Origin of the sequence: Fodinicurvata halophila, assembly GCF_042651425.1 — a bacterium.
Classification (GTDB): domain Bacteria; phylum Pseudomonadota; class Alphaproteobacteria; order Kiloniellales; family DSM-21159; genus Fodinicurvata; species Fodinicurvata halophila.
In genome coordinates, this window is sequence record NZ_JBHSCW010000003.1 from 48,193 (window position 1) to 63,995 (window position 15,803).

The 15,803-nt window shown below is 59.7% G+C and carries 10 protein-coding genes; 2 read left to right on the forward strand and 8 right to left on the reverse strand.

The genetic code is table 11. The features are described 5' to 3' along the window. Window positions 1-135: 135 nt before the first annotated feature. The 5 genes from ACFOW6_RS05035 to ACFOW6_RS05055 form a co-directional block, all read right to left on the reverse strand. Window positions 136-630, reverse strand: a complete 495-nt coding sequence (locus ACFOW6_RS05035; protein WP_382421248.1) for a hypothetical protein — start codon at window positions 628-630, stop codon at window positions 136-138. A gap of 1 nt (window position 631) precedes the next feature. Then, window positions 632-2,761: a hypothetical protein gene (locus tag ACFOW6_RS05040; RefSeq protein ID WP_382421249.1), complete on the reverse strand. Its 2,130-nt coding sequence runs from the start codon at window positions 2,759-2,761 to the stop codon at window positions 632-634. Window positions 2,762-2,771: 10 nt separating this feature from the next. Then, window positions 2,772-4,220, reverse strand: a complete 1,449-nt coding sequence (locus ACFOW6_RS05045; protein ID WP_382421250.1) for a hypothetical protein — start codon at window positions 4,218-4,220, stop codon at window positions 2,772-2,774. Between the two features lies 1 nt (window position 4,221). After that, window positions 4,222-5,451 carry a tyrosine-type recombinase/integrase gene (locus tag ACFOW6_RS05050; protein WP_382421251.1) on the reverse strand — a complete coding sequence of 410 codons (1,230 nt, stop codon included), beginning with the start codon at window positions 5,449-5,451 and terminating at the stop codon, window positions 4,222-4,224. A 201-nt stretch (window positions 5,452-5,652) separates the two neighbouring features. Next, window positions 5,653-7,455, reverse strand: a complete 1,803-nt coding sequence (locus tag ACFOW6_RS05055) for a ribonucleoside-diphosphate reductase subunit alpha (RefSeq protein WP_382422089.1) — start codon at window positions 7,453-7,455, stop codon at window positions 5,653-5,655. A 432-nt stretch (window positions 7,456-7,887) separates the two neighbouring features. Between ACFOW6_RS05055 and ACFOW6_RS05060 the strand changes: the two genes are divergently transcribed. After that, window positions 7,888-8,595, forward strand: coding sequence for an SOS response-associated peptidase (locus ACFOW6_RS05060; protein ID WP_382421252.1), 708 nt, complete (start codon window positions 7,888-7,890; stop codon window positions 8,593-8,595). Here the strand turns inward: ACFOW6_RS05060 and ACFOW6_RS05065 are convergent. Then, complete coding sequence (locus ACFOW6_RS05065) at window positions 8,584-9,357, reverse strand: NRDE family protein (RefSeq protein WP_382421253.1); 774 nt, start codon at window positions 9,355-9,357, stop codon at window positions 8,584-8,586. The genes ACFOW6_RS05060 and ACFOW6_RS05065 overlap by 12 nt on opposite strands. A gap of 138 nt (window positions 9,358-9,495) precedes the next feature. Between ACFOW6_RS05065 and ACFOW6_RS05070 the strand changes: the two genes are divergently transcribed. Then, on the forward strand, window positions 9,496-9,813 hold the full coding sequence (locus ACFOW6_RS05070) for a DUF1476 domain-containing protein (RefSeq protein ID WP_382421254.1): 318 nt from the start codon (window positions 9,496-9,498) through the stop codon (window positions 9,811-9,813). A 96-nt stretch (window positions 9,814-9,909) separates the two neighbouring features. Here ACFOW6_RS05070 and purB read toward each other — a convergent pair whose 3' ends face one another. Together purB and ACFOW6_RS05080 are read right to left on the reverse strand one after the other, a co-directional pair. Further along, entirely contained in the window at window positions 9,910-11,202 is a 1,293-nt protein-coding gene (purB, locus tag ACFOW6_RS05075) for an adenylosuccinate lyase (RefSeq protein ID WP_382421255.1), read from the reverse strand. 119 nt (window positions 11,203-11,321) lie between these two features. After that, on the reverse strand, window positions 11,322-15,803 hold the full coding sequence (locus tag ACFOW6_RS05080; protein ID WP_382421256.1) for a translocation/assembly module TamB domain-containing protein: 4,482 nt from the start codon (window positions 15,801-15,803) through the stop codon (window positions 11,322-11,324).

Sequence of the window (15,803 nt, forward strand, 5' to 3'; positions counted from 1 at the left end):
TTGCGATCGCGGTGCGGTTCATGTCTCCGCCACGCATAGGAAGGCACTCACCGGTTGACGCCAATCTGCCCAGGTATTCACGTAGTTTCTCGACGTTCTGAACAGCGCCTTCTGCACCCCTTGGTTTAGACTGTCTCATTCCTCAGCCTCCGGCTTTCGTTTTTTTCGGTCGCTATAGGTGACGACCACATTATTATCGTGCTTGCGTGGAAGCGGCTGATCCAGCCGTTCACGGGATACTCCGGCGGCATTGGCGTTGTATTGCCATCTCAAAAACTGCTCCAAGAGATCCCTGTTTTCTTGCTCTAATCGCGCAATACGCTGCTTCTGTTCTTCGACTTTCTCATAGGCTCGGGCGAGCGCGACATCGCCATGTGGAATAGGGCCTTTACGGTTCGAGCCCGCATTTCTTAGGGCAAGCTCCGTCTGCTCACGAATTCGATGCTTGGCTCTTTCGAATGCGTCCGTAACCCGAGGATATTTGTGCATCGCCATTTTCGTGTAGCGATACCCAACCTCCGTCTCGAAGACTGCGAGAAAACGATCCCAAGTAAGCTTGTTGGACCATGCATCCAACAGACGAACAGCTGTCTCGACATCCGCATCCGTGATCCGTCGGCGTTGTTGCATGTCACGCACCCATAACAAAAAAGTCGTCTCCGAGGCTTAGTTGCGTGGAGGACGCATTTGTCTTGGATGTCGGATCAACGTTATGCTCGTTTGCTTTGATTGCTGGCTCAACCAAGGCATCTTCGGCATCCCGGATCGCCATCGTCAGCCCTGTCTTTGTCTGCGGGAAAGTGGGTGGCGGGAGCGTTATGATTGTGCCGTCTTGGATCTTCGGATCGGTCAGCAGTCCGAGTGCCATTTCCCAACGCTCTCGCTTGTGTTCATGAATATCTAGCCATCGCTGGACACCCGGTTCCCCAGCCTCGACAGCTTTGGCGCAGTTCCTGATCGCTTTCGTATGCAGCTTGACCTGCATTTCTGCTTCGCTGATATCTCGGCTATCGCCTTTGGTGAGGCTGTTCTCACCACAGTTGATGCAGTCTTTATCCTTTGGACAAGGCGTTAGCGAGTAATCATGACGGCACTGACCGTATCGCGTCCGATGGACTGCGCCGAACTCTTGCCGTAGTGCTTCCTCGTAGCTGATCGGCTCGTTCTTTGTTCGTTGCTGGCACTTGTCGTGAAGTGGTCCTTCGACCTTGAGCTCAATGTGGGCTTCGTCACCCATACGGGTGTAAGCCTCAATAATTGCCTCTTGTGGGAGCCAGTTGTACCACTCGTTCTGGCTAGGTGATTTGCGGCCCGACCAGAAGGCAATTAATTCCTGCGAGAGGTATTTTGACTGAGCGAGCGTATTCAACAGATGGCGCGGTTGGTGTGATGACAGTTTCCAAGGCTTGCCGGTTTCCGGATCGAGCAAATTGTGACGCCAGAAAATCGTGGTGCCGCTAGGTTTTTTACCAAGATCATGGACGATCATGGAGGTCGTCACGGATGACGGGACATTCCAGTAAGTTACTGAGGCAGATCCTTTCGAATGCGCCCGGGCCGCTTCTTTTGGAATCGTAAAAAGTGCCTTTGAGTATTTTAGCCCTGTCACTGGATCGGCAATCGGGAAACCTTCAGGCAGCATCTCACGCGCGATTCGTTCCACATCTTCGAATGCGTAGAGACCCGTTTGTCCTCTCTCGACGCGAGTCACGCCCCGACGGTTGAAGAACGTATTATCTGGGGTGCGATCACAACCCAAGATCTCGTAGGCCTGTTCTCGTGACAGCCTTTTTCCGCGTAAGTGCTCGTAACCTGGCGGGAGATAGAGTTGATCAGGGTTTTCCTCGTACCACTCGGCAGCAGTCCGGGCGGACTTTCCAAGTTCGCTAAGGCGGGTGACGGCCTCTACGGCAAGGTCTTCCCACCCTGGTGAGGTGGCCCATTTTGTCATCGCAGCGCCGCCCTTTTCTGGCAGCCAGGACAATCCCAGTATCGGTTCGCCTTCATCGTCTCCGTGCGTGATGCAGGTCGTTGGCAAGGTCGTGATTTCGCCGACCCGGGAGGGGGCAAACATGGAAAGCGCAAACCATGCCGAGGTTATGGTATCGCTGTATGAAGCTGGATTCTGGAAGACGGATGCGAGGTCCAAGATGCACTTGATGTGAGGCAGCTTATAGGTTTCACCTTCACGTTCCGACTTGGCGTTCACCATGTTGGAACGTTTCGGCTTTTTCCACTTGAAGGGGTTTATCCATGTCAGTGGAACTGCCGAAAGACGCCCCGCTTCGATATGATCATGAATGAACCCTTCGAGCGTGCGACCTGCCTTCCATGCATCGCCCTTCTCGGCAATGATCTCTCCAGCGATACTCAAAACGTGGTCGTTTAAATGTTCAATGCTTGGTGGCAGGTTCGCCTGTTTCAGCGCCTTGTAAAGGACCCGTATCACCCCAAGATAGCCGGAGACCTGGGCGCCTCTCGATGTCCGCAACTGATTGGCGATCATCGCTTTCGCTTGATCGTAAAATGGCTGCGGGAAGGGCTTATTGCCATACGCCTCGGTAGAGAAGATTGCGATGGTTTTCGTATTGGCCCGCTTCGGCATGAATGGGGTTAAATCCCATTTCATGTCGTTCCATTGGGCTGCATGCGGGCCATGGAAGTAGATCGCGTTCTTCTGCACGAAGTTGATAAACGCCTCGATGTTTCGCTGCGCATTGCGCTGTGTCGGTGCGACGAAGGGAATGACTACATTGTTCATGATGGCTGTCCTATGCAGTCATGGCATCGCGCTGAGCGATAATCTGATTGGTGGCGTTGATTGCATTGATGGTAATATTCTTGATCCGATCATCGGTCTCCCGTTCCATGTCGGCCTGGAGCTGCGTGAGGAGGTCTTCCCACGGAGCTTTTACGAATGGCTCGAATTTATCGCAGGTGAGACAGGCGACGGGAGCGTTCTGGTAGCATTTCGCCAGGGTTCCGCAGGCCCCTATGGAATCCCCCGTGAGACTCAGGAAGTCCCGGATCAGGGCCGCATCGTCGCCGTGCCGAGACGCCTCATGTAGGTCCTTGATCAGACGGCCTCGAAAGGCCCTGGAGATCAGATCCATGTGCCCACTTAATGCGCCCTTGATTGGCCGTTGCAGGGCAGGCATGGCGGCCTTGTAAGATTGAATGCACCACGTTGTTCGATGGGTCAGTAGCCGTGCTACTTCATGGTCACTCGCCCCCTGGGCAAGCGCCCGTGTTCCAAGGGTGTAGCGGAAGCGATACGGGTGGATAGGGATGGGACCTTCAAGTCGATCCGACCACGTTGGCACTTTCCTGAATATTGCCTTTAGAGTCGGAGCCATCCGGGAGGATGAGATCTTGAATAAAGGGGTGTCGGGCGGGATATCCATATAGCCAGGATGAATCTCCGCGAGATAGCTGAGGAGAACATCGACGAGAACTGTCGGAGATCGACGCGCCCATTTCTCGCTCACGACGGCCTTTTCACCCTTGGCAAGAGGCATCATCAGCATGATTTCCTTGCCCTCAGGTCCGTTGGTGATGCGGACATCCCCAATCGTCAGTTTGCCCATCTGGATAGGTCGAACCCCGGTCGCGATAAACAGCCAGACCAGTGTGTATTCATCGATACCAAGTATACCTGATTGGTAAGCGTTGTTCACACCGTACTGGATATCTTTGAGCTCTTGCTCAGTTAACGCCCCGCGATATGGATCATTGGTCACGAGGACAAAGTAAGCTCCTTTGCCTTCTTCTTCGAATTTTTCGGGTTGTTCCAGAAATCGCCTCACTTCCTCCGAAAGAACATCAGATGCAGTCACTTTGAGCTTACCGAGCAATGCCCGGAAGAAAGGCCAATAACTCATTTTCACGCATTGCGGAAAAGCTGCAATATCTGCCAGATGCAAGGGCCTGGTTTGGTCAATATTGCATTTGGTAAAGAAGTGCTTGGATGCTTTTAGTACGCTACGTGAGTATGATACAGAGTGGGTAGATAGCAGGCCTACAAGTTGCTGGAGAAGGATTCTGCCAAATTCTGATGATTGATCGATCCAAGAAAAATCAAAGGTATGTTTTCGACCGCCCGCGCCATCTATGACGATGGGCCTGTCCAGCGTGATATCGATTGTTAGGCCATTCAAAAGGCGGACTGCTTTCGTCTGATTGGGTAGGGAGTTCGATGCCGCTGCCGATCCTGCTTTCATCTTATCTTGTCCTTGTACGCGAAGGGCTATTCGTCGGACGGGCATCCGGGCCGATTTCATCAAGAAGGGCTTTCGCAACCTCGTCGGCCTTCCGGCGCGTGTGTCGCCTGTTGTAGATTTCACCCATCTCAGAGCCGTCCGACCAGCCCATAAGGCGGTTCCGCATTGCCTTTTCTTGATCCGGCGTGATTCGGTCGCCCTTCTCAATGCGCTGATCGACCATAAGGCTGAACCGTTCGTTCCATGTCCGTCTCATGGTATGGGAGGTTAGCCACTCTGGTACCTCCGGAACCTTTTCGCGAATTGTTTGGAACATCGTGCTGATTGTCTGTTTGGACAGATGGGTGCCAGTTTCTGTTGTGAACAACCACTCTCTGGAACGCGCGCTCTTGGGCAGTTTTGCCCAATACTTATCGACGAAGACATCGAATGCGTTTGCCGTGTGTTTGCTTATTGGCAGGGTTCGAGGGCGGGTCTTTGAGACCCGAATATTCAACTCGCGCGAAGCGTAGACTACATCGCTGGCCTTAATGTTGTGTAATTCATCGATACGACAGCCAGTGTCGAGGAACAATCGCCAGATTAAATAGTTCCGATACTGGACAAACGGATGGGAAAATGGGTTTCTTTCCGCATCAGGCTGGATGACCTGCTCGATGGTCTTGCAGGTCTCGATGTCCATCGCCTCAAGGGTCTCGTCATCTAATCTTTGCCTGACCCGCGGTGCCAGTGAACGAAGGCGGGCAATGGCCTCCAAAGCTCGAACTTGAAAATCCGGATTGAAGCCGCCTTTGCGATCGGTAATTCCTGATCGCCTCTTCAGCATCCATTCGGCATAGCTGGCGACGTATCGAATCCGCGTCGCCTTATCCGCTGCTTGAATTGTGTTGCCACGGTTATGCGCCATCTCGCGGACATTGGGCCGGGCAGATTCAAGGCGCGATACGTTCCCTGTGTTTTGCTTCTGATGACTTCGCGCAGCAATCCTGTCTTGAAACTTTGCGGTGTAATCGAGGAAGTCAGCGATTGCCTCAGCATCTGAAAAGCTGAAAAAGGACCCAGAGATCAGGTCCTCATCGAAGTCGCGCCCAACGCTCTCCGCCCAAAGCCGTGTTGACGACACAGCCATAAGCATATTGCGCGCAGAATTATGTGACTTGCCGCGATTCCGGAATTCGATTGTCGAGTAAAGGTTCGGCCAGTAGAGCGGAATGCCATCCAGGCCAACCATGATAGCCATTTTCTCGCCGCTGCGAGTTGCAAATATTTTGACAGATGCGCGCACAAGAAACAGCCCAGTAGTTGACACTTTTTCGTGCCATTTTACCGCCTAAAATAGAGTAGCGCAATAGTTTTCATAAATTACAGGATATTTTTGTTGTAATACAGTCCTTTAGGGGAATTTCAGTTTACGTTTTCAATTGTATACTCCCTACTGGCAGGACAGGCATTCCTCGTAGTCCACGGAACTGTCCTGTCCGGCGGGCTGGTCCGTGCTGTTCACCTTGCCGCGCAGCGGCACGATCGCTCCCGACATCAGGCCCGGCGCCGACTCCGCCCTCTGCACCGAACGTGATCGGCAGTAGTACAGGCTTTTCACGCCTCTCTTCCAGGCCATGAGATGGATCTGGTGCAGGTCGCGCTTATGCACGTCGCCCGGCAGGAAGAGGTTCAGAGACTGTGCCTGGCAGATATAAGGCGACCGGTCGCCGGCCAGCTCGATCAGCCAGCGCTGGTCCAACTCGAAGGCGGTCTTGAAGACGTCCTTCTCGTGCTCGTCCAGGCAATCCAGATGTTGCACCGAGCCGTTGTTGAGCGTGATCGAGCTCCAGGTCTCCTCGTCGTTGCGGCCACGTTCCTCCAGAAGCGCCGTCAGGTGCGGATTGCGCACGTTGAAGGAGCCGGACAACGTCTTGTGCGTATAGGAATTGCCGGCAATCGGCTCGATGCCCGGCGAGGCGCCGCCGCAGATGATGGAGATGGAGGCCGTGGGCGCAATGGCCATCTTGTTGGAGAAGCGCTCCATGATCTTGTGTTCTGCCGCGTCGGGGCAGGGGCCGCGCTCCTCGGCCAGCTTGACCGAGGCGGCATTGGCCTGGGCACGGATATGCTTGAAGATGCGCTCGTTCCAGACCTTCGCCATGACGCTTTCCCAAGGAATGCGGTTCTTCTGAAGGAAGGTGTGGAAACCCATCACGCCCAGGCCCACGGAGCGCTCACGCTGGGCTGAATAACGGGCGCGGGCCATGCTGTCCGGGGCGTTCTGGATATAGTCCTCCAGCACGTTGTCCAGGAAGCGCATGACGTCCTCGATGAAGCCGGGCTGATCGTTCCACTCGTCCCAGGTTTCCAGGTTCAGCGAGGAGAGGCAGCAGACGGCCGTGCGATCGTTGCCCAGATGATCGATGCCGGTGGGCAGGGTGATCTCGCTGCACAGGTTGGACATCTTCACGCTGAGGCCCGAGCGTTTCTGGTGCTCGGGAATTGCGCGATTCACGTGATCGGAATAGATGACATACGGCTCTCCAGTCTCGACGCGTGCGGTGAGGATGCGGATCCAGAGCTGACGTGCGGAAACCTTGCGGATGATCGAGCCGTCCTTGGGGCTCTTGAGGCCCCATTCCTCGTCGTCCACGACGGCGCGCATGAAGGCGTCGGGAATGGTGATGCCATGATGCAGGTTGAGCGCCTTGCGGTTCGGGTCGCCGCCGGTGGGGCGGCGCAGTTCCACGAACTCCTCGATCTCCGGGTGGTCGACAGGCATGTAGACGGCCGCCGAGCCGCGACGCAGGGAGCCCTGGCTGATGGCAAGCGTCAGGGAGTCCATGACCCGGATAAAGGGGATGACGCCGCTGGTCTTGCCGTTCATGCCGACTTTCTCGCCGATGGAGCGCAGGTTGCCCCAGTAGCTGCCGATGCCGCCGCCACGCGCGGCCAGCCAGACGTTCTCGTTCCACAGGTCAACGATGCCGTCCAGGGAATCGCCAGCCTCGTTCAGGAAGCAGGAGATCGGCAGGCCCCGCTTGGTGCCGCCGTTGGACAGCACAGGTGTGGCCGGCATGAACCAGAGGCGCGAGATATAGTCGTACAGGCGCTGGGCGTGCTCGGAGTCGTCCGCGTAGTGGGCTGCCACGCGGGCGAAAAGGTCCTGGTAGGATTCGCCGGGCAACAGGTACCTGTCGGCCAGTGTGGCCTTGCCGAAGGCGGTCAGGCGGGCGTCGCGCGAACGATCCATGAGGACAGTGATGCCGCGGTCGTTCTGGAAGCGATCGCGAATCCCGTCATCCGGCAGCAATTCTTCGGAGGTGGTATGAACGGCGTCTGTGGAAGCCTCCTCAGGAGTCAGGTCGGGAGCCTGTGTGGGGGAGGCGCTTTCCTCCTCTGCCTCTGTCCCCATCTTGTCCACAGGCCCGGTGGCCTCTTCAGTCGCCTGTTTGGCCTGAAATACTGCCGCGCCGTCCATTGCCGTCTCCATTTGTCCACAAGCTGTGAAAAATTGGCCTGTGCGCAAAATCTTGCGCTTGCCCCCTGCCAAGACACCAAATCTAGCACATGACAGATTTCTGTCCACTGGACATACCATGAACGTCTTTTCGAGGAGCAGGCTGTTGCCAACAGGGAACAGTCCGCCTTGAAGCGACTCGCAAACGGCCCTTAACAGGAAAGCATGTGCGGTCGCTTTTTTCTTATCTCGCCCGCCGAGCGCCTGCGAGCACTCTTTCGGCTAAAGAGCGTTCCGGAGCTTCGTGCACGCGCGAACATCGCGCCGGGCAGTGCCGTGCCCGCGGTCCGGCATGACGGGCAGGGGCCAGCTTTCTTCATGCCCCAGTGGGGACTGGTGCCGGCTTGGTCGAAAGACAGGGACATGGCTCTCCGCCTGAAGAATGCCCGCAGCGAGACCGCGCCGGGAAAGGCGGCCTTTCGGGAGGCCTGGGGCCAGCGGCGTTGCCTGATACCGGCGGACGGTTTCCTGGAATGGCCCGGCGGCAAGGGACCACGGCAGCCCTATGGCGTGCGCCATGCGGAAGGGGAGATGCTGGTTTTTGCCGGGCTCTGGGAGCGCTGGTACGATCCCACCCAAACGGTGCCCCGGGCGCTTGAAAGCTGCACCATTCTGACCACGGCGGCGCGCGGCCAGCTGCGCTCCGTGCATCACCGCATGCCGGTGATGCTGCGGCCCGAAGATTTCGAGCACTGGCTGGATCCGGCCACCCCGGCCGAAAGGCTTCCGGGATTCATGGTGAGATTCCCTGAAGCGCAATTGACGCTCGCACCTTTCCCGCAGGCCCTGAACGATTCCCGGGTGGACGACGCCGCCCTGCTGCAACCTGCCCCGATGCAGGAGGCCGCACCGTCGCAAGGCTCACTGTTCTAGATCAACCGGCCGATACTCTGTCTGGTCCGGGCGGCCGGGGGCGAAAAGCCAGACCGGTCGACGGGGCGCATCCATGCTGTCCAGTCGGACGTCGGGCAGTGCCAGCAGGGAGCTGGAGAGCGTGCCGAAGCCGTTGTCCAGGGAAAAGCACATGGCTGCGGATGCCGTTTCGCCCTCCGAAACCTCGGTGGCGGCCAGCAGGTCCTGCCAGTCCTGCCAGTCCTGCGTTTCCGGGTCCGGGCGGGAAGCGGCGCGAAAGCGCGGCAGATAGTGACGTATTCGTCCGCTGGAGGTGTCGTTGAGGTCGAAGGCGCTCAGCATCGACAGGCCGGGCGGGATGGGAAAAACGTCGATACCCGCCCCCTCTTCATCGCTGTGGCGGATCCAGAAGGCATCCAGGGCATCGGCGACCACCAGGTTGAAGCTGCGATAGGCCTGTGGCTCCAGGTCGGCCAGAGCCTCGGCAGCCGCCGTGGCTTCCGCGTGATCCAGTGCCTCCAGAACCAGTTCTCCGCGACTGCGCCGCTCCGGCGTCGACCCCAGGCTGCCGTAGCGGTTGAGGACAGCCGCCACCAGTCCGTCGTCGTTCAGGCCGAGCCAGGCGCCCTCGGATTGCAGGTCCTGGCCCGCAACGACATGCGGGCGATCGGGCCAGTGCCGACCAGGTGCTTTCCAGGAGCGGTCGCGCATCTCGTCGCGATTGCCAGCCAGAAGGATGGGCCAGTCGTGTCCCGGGGCGCGATCGATGACGAGAGTGCACATGTGCCAAAAATCCGTTTACTGCTTGCTATTCACCTATCGGGGCCGAAACGCTATAACGACGCTTCCGGATTCAGACAGTGGGGAAGGCGCCGTGTTGATAGGCTCTCTCCAGGCCCTAACAGTGAAAGGCAGACATTCATGAGTTTAGATGACCGCCAGAAGGCTTTCGAGGACAAGTACAAGCACGATCAGGAACTTCAGTTCAAGGTCATGGTGCGCCGAAACAAGCTGCTCGGCCTTTTCATCGCGGAATTGCTGGGGTTGACCGGAGACAAGGCCGAAGAATATGCCCGTGAGGTGATCAGCACCGACTTCGAGGAACCGGGTGACGAGGACGTCGTGCGCAAGGTGATGGCCGATATACAGAACAGCAATGTGGATTTCTCCGAGCACCGCCTGCGCAAGAAGATCGACGAACTGACGTCCGTGGCCAAGCAGCAGATCATGTCCGAGTAAAGTTCCCGGCGGAGGCCTTGCACGCAAAGGGGGCGGTCCTGTTGGACCGCCCCCTCTTCATGTTATCGCCGCACCGCTGGCGGGTTCGAGGCCGGATCAGTCCTCGCCAAAGACGCGTCGGAAGACGGTGTCCACATGCTTGGTGTGATAGGCGGGGTCGAAGAGTGCCTCGAGGTCCTTCTCGGCAATGGTGACTTCCGGATCGGCCTTGAGAAGCTCCAGGAAATCCCTTTGTTCTTCCCAGACCTTCATGGCGTTGCGTTGGACCACGGCATAGGCGTCCTCGCGGCTGAGGCCGGCCTGGGTGAGTCCCAGCAGGACACGCTGGGAATAGACCAGCCCGCCCAGCTGGTCGAGATTGCGCTGCATGTTGTCGGGGTAGACCAGCAGCTGCTCGACGACGCCGGCCAGGCGGTTGAGGGCGAAGTCCAGGGTGATCGTGGCGTCCGGGCCGATCATGCGCTCCACCGACGAGTGCGAGATGTCGCGCTCGTGCCACAGGGCCACGTTCTCCATGGCCGGGGCGACGGCCGAACGCACCATCCTGGCCAGGCCGGTCAGGTTCTCGGTCAGGACCGGGTTGCGCTTGTGCGGCATCGCCGAGGATCCTTTCTGACCGGGTGAGAAGTATTCCTCGGCCTCGCGCACCTCGGTGCGTTGCAGATGACGGACCTCCACGGCCAGGTTCTCCATGGAGGAGGCAATGACCCCAAGCGTCGCGAAGAAGGCGGCATGGCGATCCCGCGGAATCACCTGTGTGGAAACGGGTTCGGGCTGCAGTCCCAACTTTTCCGCAACGTATTCCTCCACATAGGGGTCGATGTTGGCGAAGGTGCCCACGGCGCCGGAAATGGCGCAGGTGGCGATCTCCTGCCGGGCCTGTTCCAGGCGCGCCCGGTTGCGTGCGAAGGCGGCATAGTGGTTCGCGAGTTTGAGTCCGAAAGTCACGGGTTCTGCATGGATGCCGTGGCTGCGGCCGAGGCAGACGGTGTGCTTGAACTCGTAGGCGCGCTTCTTCAGCGCCTCGAGCAGTCGGTCCAGATCGGCCAGCAGGATGTCCGTGGCGCGGGTGAGCTGGACCGCCAGGCAGGTGTCCAGCACGTCCGAGGAGGTCATGCCCTGGTGCAGGAAGCGCGCGGGCTCGCCCACGTGTTCGGCCACGTTGGTCAGGAAGGCGATGACGTCGTGCTTGGTCTCGCGCTCGATCTCGTCGATGCGCGCGACCTCGAAGGCGCCCTTGTCCCAGATGGCCTGGGCCGCGTCCTTCGGGATGATTCCCAGCTCGGCCATGGCATCACAGGCATGGGCCTCGATCTCGAACCAGATGCGGAACTTGGCTTCCGGGTCCCAGAGGGCGGTCATTTCCGGACGGCTGTAGCGGGGAATCATGATGTCGTTTCCTGATGGCAAGGCAGTGAGGTGTGTTGCAGGGCGGTAGCCGACCCCGCTCCAAAGGTCAAGGTGCACAAGCCAAGGCGAAAAACTGCCCCGGCCTCCTCGGAAACCGATCAGTAATCCCACTGCCAGCGAATGCCGACCTGGCTTCCACCGTCGGTACCGGTCTGGCTGTTGACCTTGATGTTGTCGGTTACGTCCAGTTCCACGTCCAGTTCGGTGCTGCCGGCCTGGGTTCCCTGTTCAACACCGACATAGACGCCCTCGGCGAGATAGCGGCCGATGGTGACGCTGCCCAGACCTTCGTCCTCTTCCTCGCTGGGGGTGAAGGAAACCACATCGGCCCCCAGGAGGTTGCGCGCAATGTCGGTTATACCGGGGCCTCCGCTGGTCAGGGTTGCGGCCGTGTTGGCCAGCATCAGGGCCTCGCCCGGGGACAGGCGACTGCTGTTCTTGTCGAAGAGAACGCGTGAGAGAACTTCGTCCTCCGGCAGGGTCGGATTGGAGGTCAGGTCGATCCTGGGCTCGGAGGCAGAGCCCGTCACGCGAATGATGGCCTGAATGTCTCCGGCTTGTGCAGCGGCGGACAAGTCCAGAACAGGATTCAGGTCGTTGCCGGGCGGCAGGGAAACACTGCCTTCCTGTAACTGGAAGGATTTGCCGGCGATGGAAAAGCTGCCGCGTTGAGGTTCGAGGCTGCCCGTGACCTGTGGAGACGACGCCGTTCCCTTGACCGAGAATTGCCCGGCCCATTCGGAATCAAGTCCGCGACCGCGGACGAAGACCCGGCGCGGCAGATTGATCTCGATGTTCAGCGCCATAACAGGACCGCTGTCTGCCGTCGTGTCGTCCTCTTCGTTCGCGTCCTCGTCCTGGCTCTCCTCGTCGCCGTCGTCCTGACCCAGGATGATGACGTTGTTCAGCTCGGAGACCGAAGGTGGAAGCTCGTTGACCAGACGGATCTCGATGGACTCGTTGCGGATCTCTCCGCTCACCTCCGATCGGCCCAGAAGATCACCCTGAAGGGAAAGATTCCCGCTCAGGTGAGCCGTCACGTCATCCCGATGGACGAAGCCCATGTTGCTGAATTCCAACGAGATGTCGCTTATCAGCTCCTCGCCTTCGCGGAACTGAATCGAGCCCTGGCCGGTGAATTCGCCGTCTCCGCCATCGCTTGCCTGCAGTTCCGTGATCTCGAGCCGATCTTGCCGACCTTCGATCATCAGGTTGAGGGGCTGAAGCAGGGTGCCCGAGACGAAATTCTCGTAGACGGCATTGCTTAGCTCGATGCGCCCGCCCAAGTCGGGCTCCCCAAGCGTGCCGCCCAGGGTGATATCGACCTCTCCGTTGCCGGTCAGGCGGATGCTGTCGACCGGAAACAGGCCGACCACGTTCTCGATATTGCCGCTCCAGGTGAGTTCAGCGTCCAGCGGGGCGGTCTCCGGAACCTCGAAGGCAAAGGGGCTCAGGGACAACTGGACCGGCAGGTTACCTCGAAGGTTCAGGGGCTCTTCGGCGAAACCCGAAATGTCACCCTCAAGACGAAGCTGACGGTCCTGCAGGCTGGCCGTGATGCGACCTGCCAGCTCCGGCAGGCGACCCAGTTCGCGTTCCTGCTGCTGCCTGACCTCACTGAGTCGCAGCTCGAAGCGTCCCTCGGGATTCTGCGATGCGCCCTGGAGACTGAGGTCGGCTGAGGCCTGGCCGCGCAGCGAGACATCGGGGTTGATCGCCTCCAGCAGGCTGAGCGGCAGGTTGCTCAAGGCAAATTCCATATCCGTATTGCTGGAGCCCAGGCTTCCGCCACCGCTCAGACGGCCGTCACTGATGGCGAGATCAAGGTTTCGGACCTCCAGACGTTCGCCGTACGTGACGGATAGGGGCTGTTGCAGGCGCAAGGGAATCTCGCCGTAATCAAGCTCGAGGCTTGATACGCGAACCGCTGGCGCCTCGGCTGTCAGGTTACCTTCGCTCTCAAGCGAGAAACGGACCGGCTTTCCGACCTCGCCCTGGCCCGTAAGGCCCAGACGCAGGGCCTCAAGTGGGCCTGACAGCCGTGCGTCCACGCTGTTCATTTCCGCTGCTCCGGCGGTCAGGTTCGAGAGTGCAAGGCTGCCTTCGAAGGTCGGGGCTGCAAGGGCATCCTGGACGGTGAGTTGCAGGCTGGTTTGTCCCAGTGTCAGGGCCGGTGCCGAACTCTGGCCGAGGCGAAAGCCGTTCAGTTGACTGTCCAGGGTGACAGTCTGTTCTCCGTTCTGCCCCTCGAGGCGGACATCCAGGTCAAGGGCGCCGCCCAACTGTAAGCCGGCCAGTTCGGAGAAACGCGAGAGCTGTATGCTCTCGCCCTGCAGGGTTCCGGCGGCGGGTGTGCCGTCCAGCGGCAGGCCGAGGTCGCCGGTTATGCGCGTGTCTTCTCCATGCGTGATGGAAAGGCCATCCAGCGCAAGTATCCCATCGCTCTGCAAATCGAAATCCGTTTGGGCGGCAAGAGGACCATAGTCGGTGTCCGCCTGCAGGCGGAAGCCGCCGGTCGGACGATTGTCGGCAAGATCGAGATCCAGGCTGCTGTTCAAGGTCGAGACGGAATTTCCGGCCAGAACAAGGTTATGGCCGTTCAGGTCGGCGGTGATCTGTGGCGTCGCAAAAGGTCCGCTCAAGCTGCCCGAGAGAGCAAAGCTTCCAGCCAGTGACGTTCCCAGGCCATCTTCCAAGGGGGTCAGGGAGGGAAGGTCAAGGTTGTAGTCGGCCTCGAGGGTTTCCGCCTGCAGGTCGGCGGCACCTTCGATGCCAGCGGACAGGCCTTGGCCGACCAGCATGAGCTTGCCGCTTACGCGCTCTTCCTCTGCGGGTTTGCGGAGCTCCCCGGCCAGGCGAACTTCCTGGCCCAGAAGGCCGTCGGCAAGGGGCACGCCGCTTGCGAAGTCGGAAAGATCCAGCTGCAGGTCAGCCTCCAACGGCTCGCCAGGTCGCTGCCGTGCGGTCAGCCGTCCCGTCACGTCCCCTTGCACCTGCTGTCCGCCAAGCAGGGCGGAGAAGTCGGCCAGTTGGGGGTGGGAGAGACTGATTTCCAGGTCCGAGCGTTCGCTCGCCAGATCCATACCGCCCTGGCCCGTTAGCTGGAAGCGCCCGAAGGTCCCCTGCAATTCGTCCAGGATGAAGGCCCGGGCCTGGGGAGCCAGGGAACCCGCCGCCGTGAACTGCGCCTGTCGTGCCAGTGTCCGGCCGAGTTCCTGGGAGGTGTAGTCAAAGTCTTGCGCCTCCAGGTCCAGCGAGAAACCGACCTGAGTGTCGGGATCGGCGAGGGGGCGGTCCGGGGCAAGCTGCAGCGAGAGCTGGCTGTTGCCAATCGTGGCTTGCGGGGTCGAAAGGTTCGAGACGTCGGCATCCAGGGTTGCCTGCGGGGTGCTCACCGTACCGTCCACTGTCAGGCGAGCAGTCACACCGCCGAAACGGGCGGCTCCCATGAACGGGGCAAAGGCTTCCGGATCGCGGCTTTCCAATCGCGCCTGGGCGGAGACAGTCTGGCCGTCCCCTTCGAGCGAGCCGTTGAAGGTCAGCCTGGCAGCGGGGGCCTCCAGGACGCCGTTGCGCAGCGTCAGTGCGCCGTCCTGCTGGCGCAGGAGGCTGAGCGAGAGCGCCATGTCGGGGCTTGCCAGATGGCGCAGGTCTTCCGGCAGAAGAGCGGCGATGCGGGCGGTGCTGTCCAGATCGATGCGCAACGGATCCAGGCCGACCACTGCCATTCTGGCCTCCAGTTGCGTATCCTTTCCGGCGTTGGCCGTCAGGTGACCGCTCCAGGCCTCGATCGGGCCCTCGCCATCGAGAGCAAGGCTGACTGCAGGATAGCCCTCGATCTGCAGGGCACGCGCGATCAGGCCGCCTTGCGGCTCTTCGGCTTCCACCTGCGCTGTCAGATGCCTGCTTTCGGGACGGTAGAGGAGGTCGGCCCGGACGACGCCGCGGGTTCCGTCGATGCGTTCGACCCTGAGCTTGCTTTGCAGGCTTCCACCGCGCTCGGCATGAGCATCGCCTTCCACGGTCAGGACGGCTGCCGTGCCGACCACCGCTTCACCGAGCCGGATCTCCTCGGCAGCAAGCCGCTCGAGATTAATGGACAGGGGCAGTTCAGGGACTTCCAGCCTGATTTCCTCGGGGGGTACCGCGGTTTCTTCCTCGGGCGCCGCCGTGCCCGAAGGCGGCAGGCGATCCAATTCCAGCGTGCCGAGCTCGATCAGGTCTATCTGCAGGCGCCGCTCGAGAAGCTTGAGCGGTTGCCAGCGCACTTCGGCGCGATCCAGTGAGAACCAGGTTCCCTCCGAATCGCGAATGCTGAGCTCGTGCAGCTGCAGGCGGTGGGGCAAGGGTCCTTCCAACGCGCCAATGGAGATTTCCATGCGTCCCGGGTCCGAGGCGAGCTGTTCGATCGTATCGGCCAGAAAACGCTGGCCGCTCTCCGTCTGCAGGCCAAGCAGCGCGGCTCCGAAAAGCAGCACAGGCGCCAGAACGACCGTCGCCACTGCGGCCAGGAACAGGCGCAGCCAGAAACGGCCACCTCGTCTCCGTGTCGGGGAGGTACCTGTGTCCGCGTGGCTCAT

What these genes read in the sequence shown, in the direction of transcription:
- ACFOW6_RS05065 (WP_382421253.1), bottom strand. Translation starts at nt 9,357, where the DNA reads ATGTGCACTCTCGTCATCGATCGCGCCCCGGGACACGACTGGCCCATC.
- ACFOW6_RS05080 (WP_382421256.1), bottom strand. Translation starts at nt 15,803, where the DNA reads ATGAGCCACGCGGACACAGGTACCTCCCCGACACGGAGACGAGGTGGC.
- ACFOW6_RS05050 (WP_382421251.1), bottom strand. Translation starts at nt 5,451, where the DNA reads ATGGTTGGCCTGGATGGCATTCCGCTCTACTGGCCGAACCTTTACTCG.
- ACFOW6_RS05070 (WP_382421254.1), top strand. Translation starts at nt 9,496, where the DNA reads ATGAGTTTAGATGACCGCCAGAAGGCTTTCGAGGACAAGTACAAGCAC.
- ACFOW6_RS05060 (WP_382421252.1), top strand. Translation starts at nt 7,888, where the DNA reads ATGTGCGGTCGCTTTTTTCTTATCTCGCCCGCCGAGCGCCTGCGAGCA.
- ACFOW6_RS05055 (WP_382422089.1), bottom strand. Translation starts at nt 7,455, where the DNA reads ATGGATCGTTCGCGCGACGCCCGCCTGACCGCCTTCGGCAAGGCCACA.
- ACFOW6_RS05035 (WP_382421248.1), bottom strand. Translation starts at nt 630, where the DNA reads ATGCAACAACGCCGACGGATCACGGATGCGGATGTCGAGACAGCTGTT.
- purB (WP_382421255.1), bottom strand. Translation starts at nt 11,202, where the DNA reads ATGATTCCCCGCTACAGCCGTCCGGAAATGACCGCCCTCTGGGACCCG.
- ACFOW6_RS05045 (WP_382421250.1), bottom strand. Translation starts at nt 4,220, where the DNA reads ATGAAAGCAGGATCGGCAGCGGCATCGAACTCCCTACCCAATCAGACG.
- ACFOW6_RS05040 (WP_382421249.1), bottom strand. Translation starts at nt 2,761, where the DNA reads ATGAACAATGTAGTCATTCCCTTCGTCGCACCGACACAGCGCAATGCG.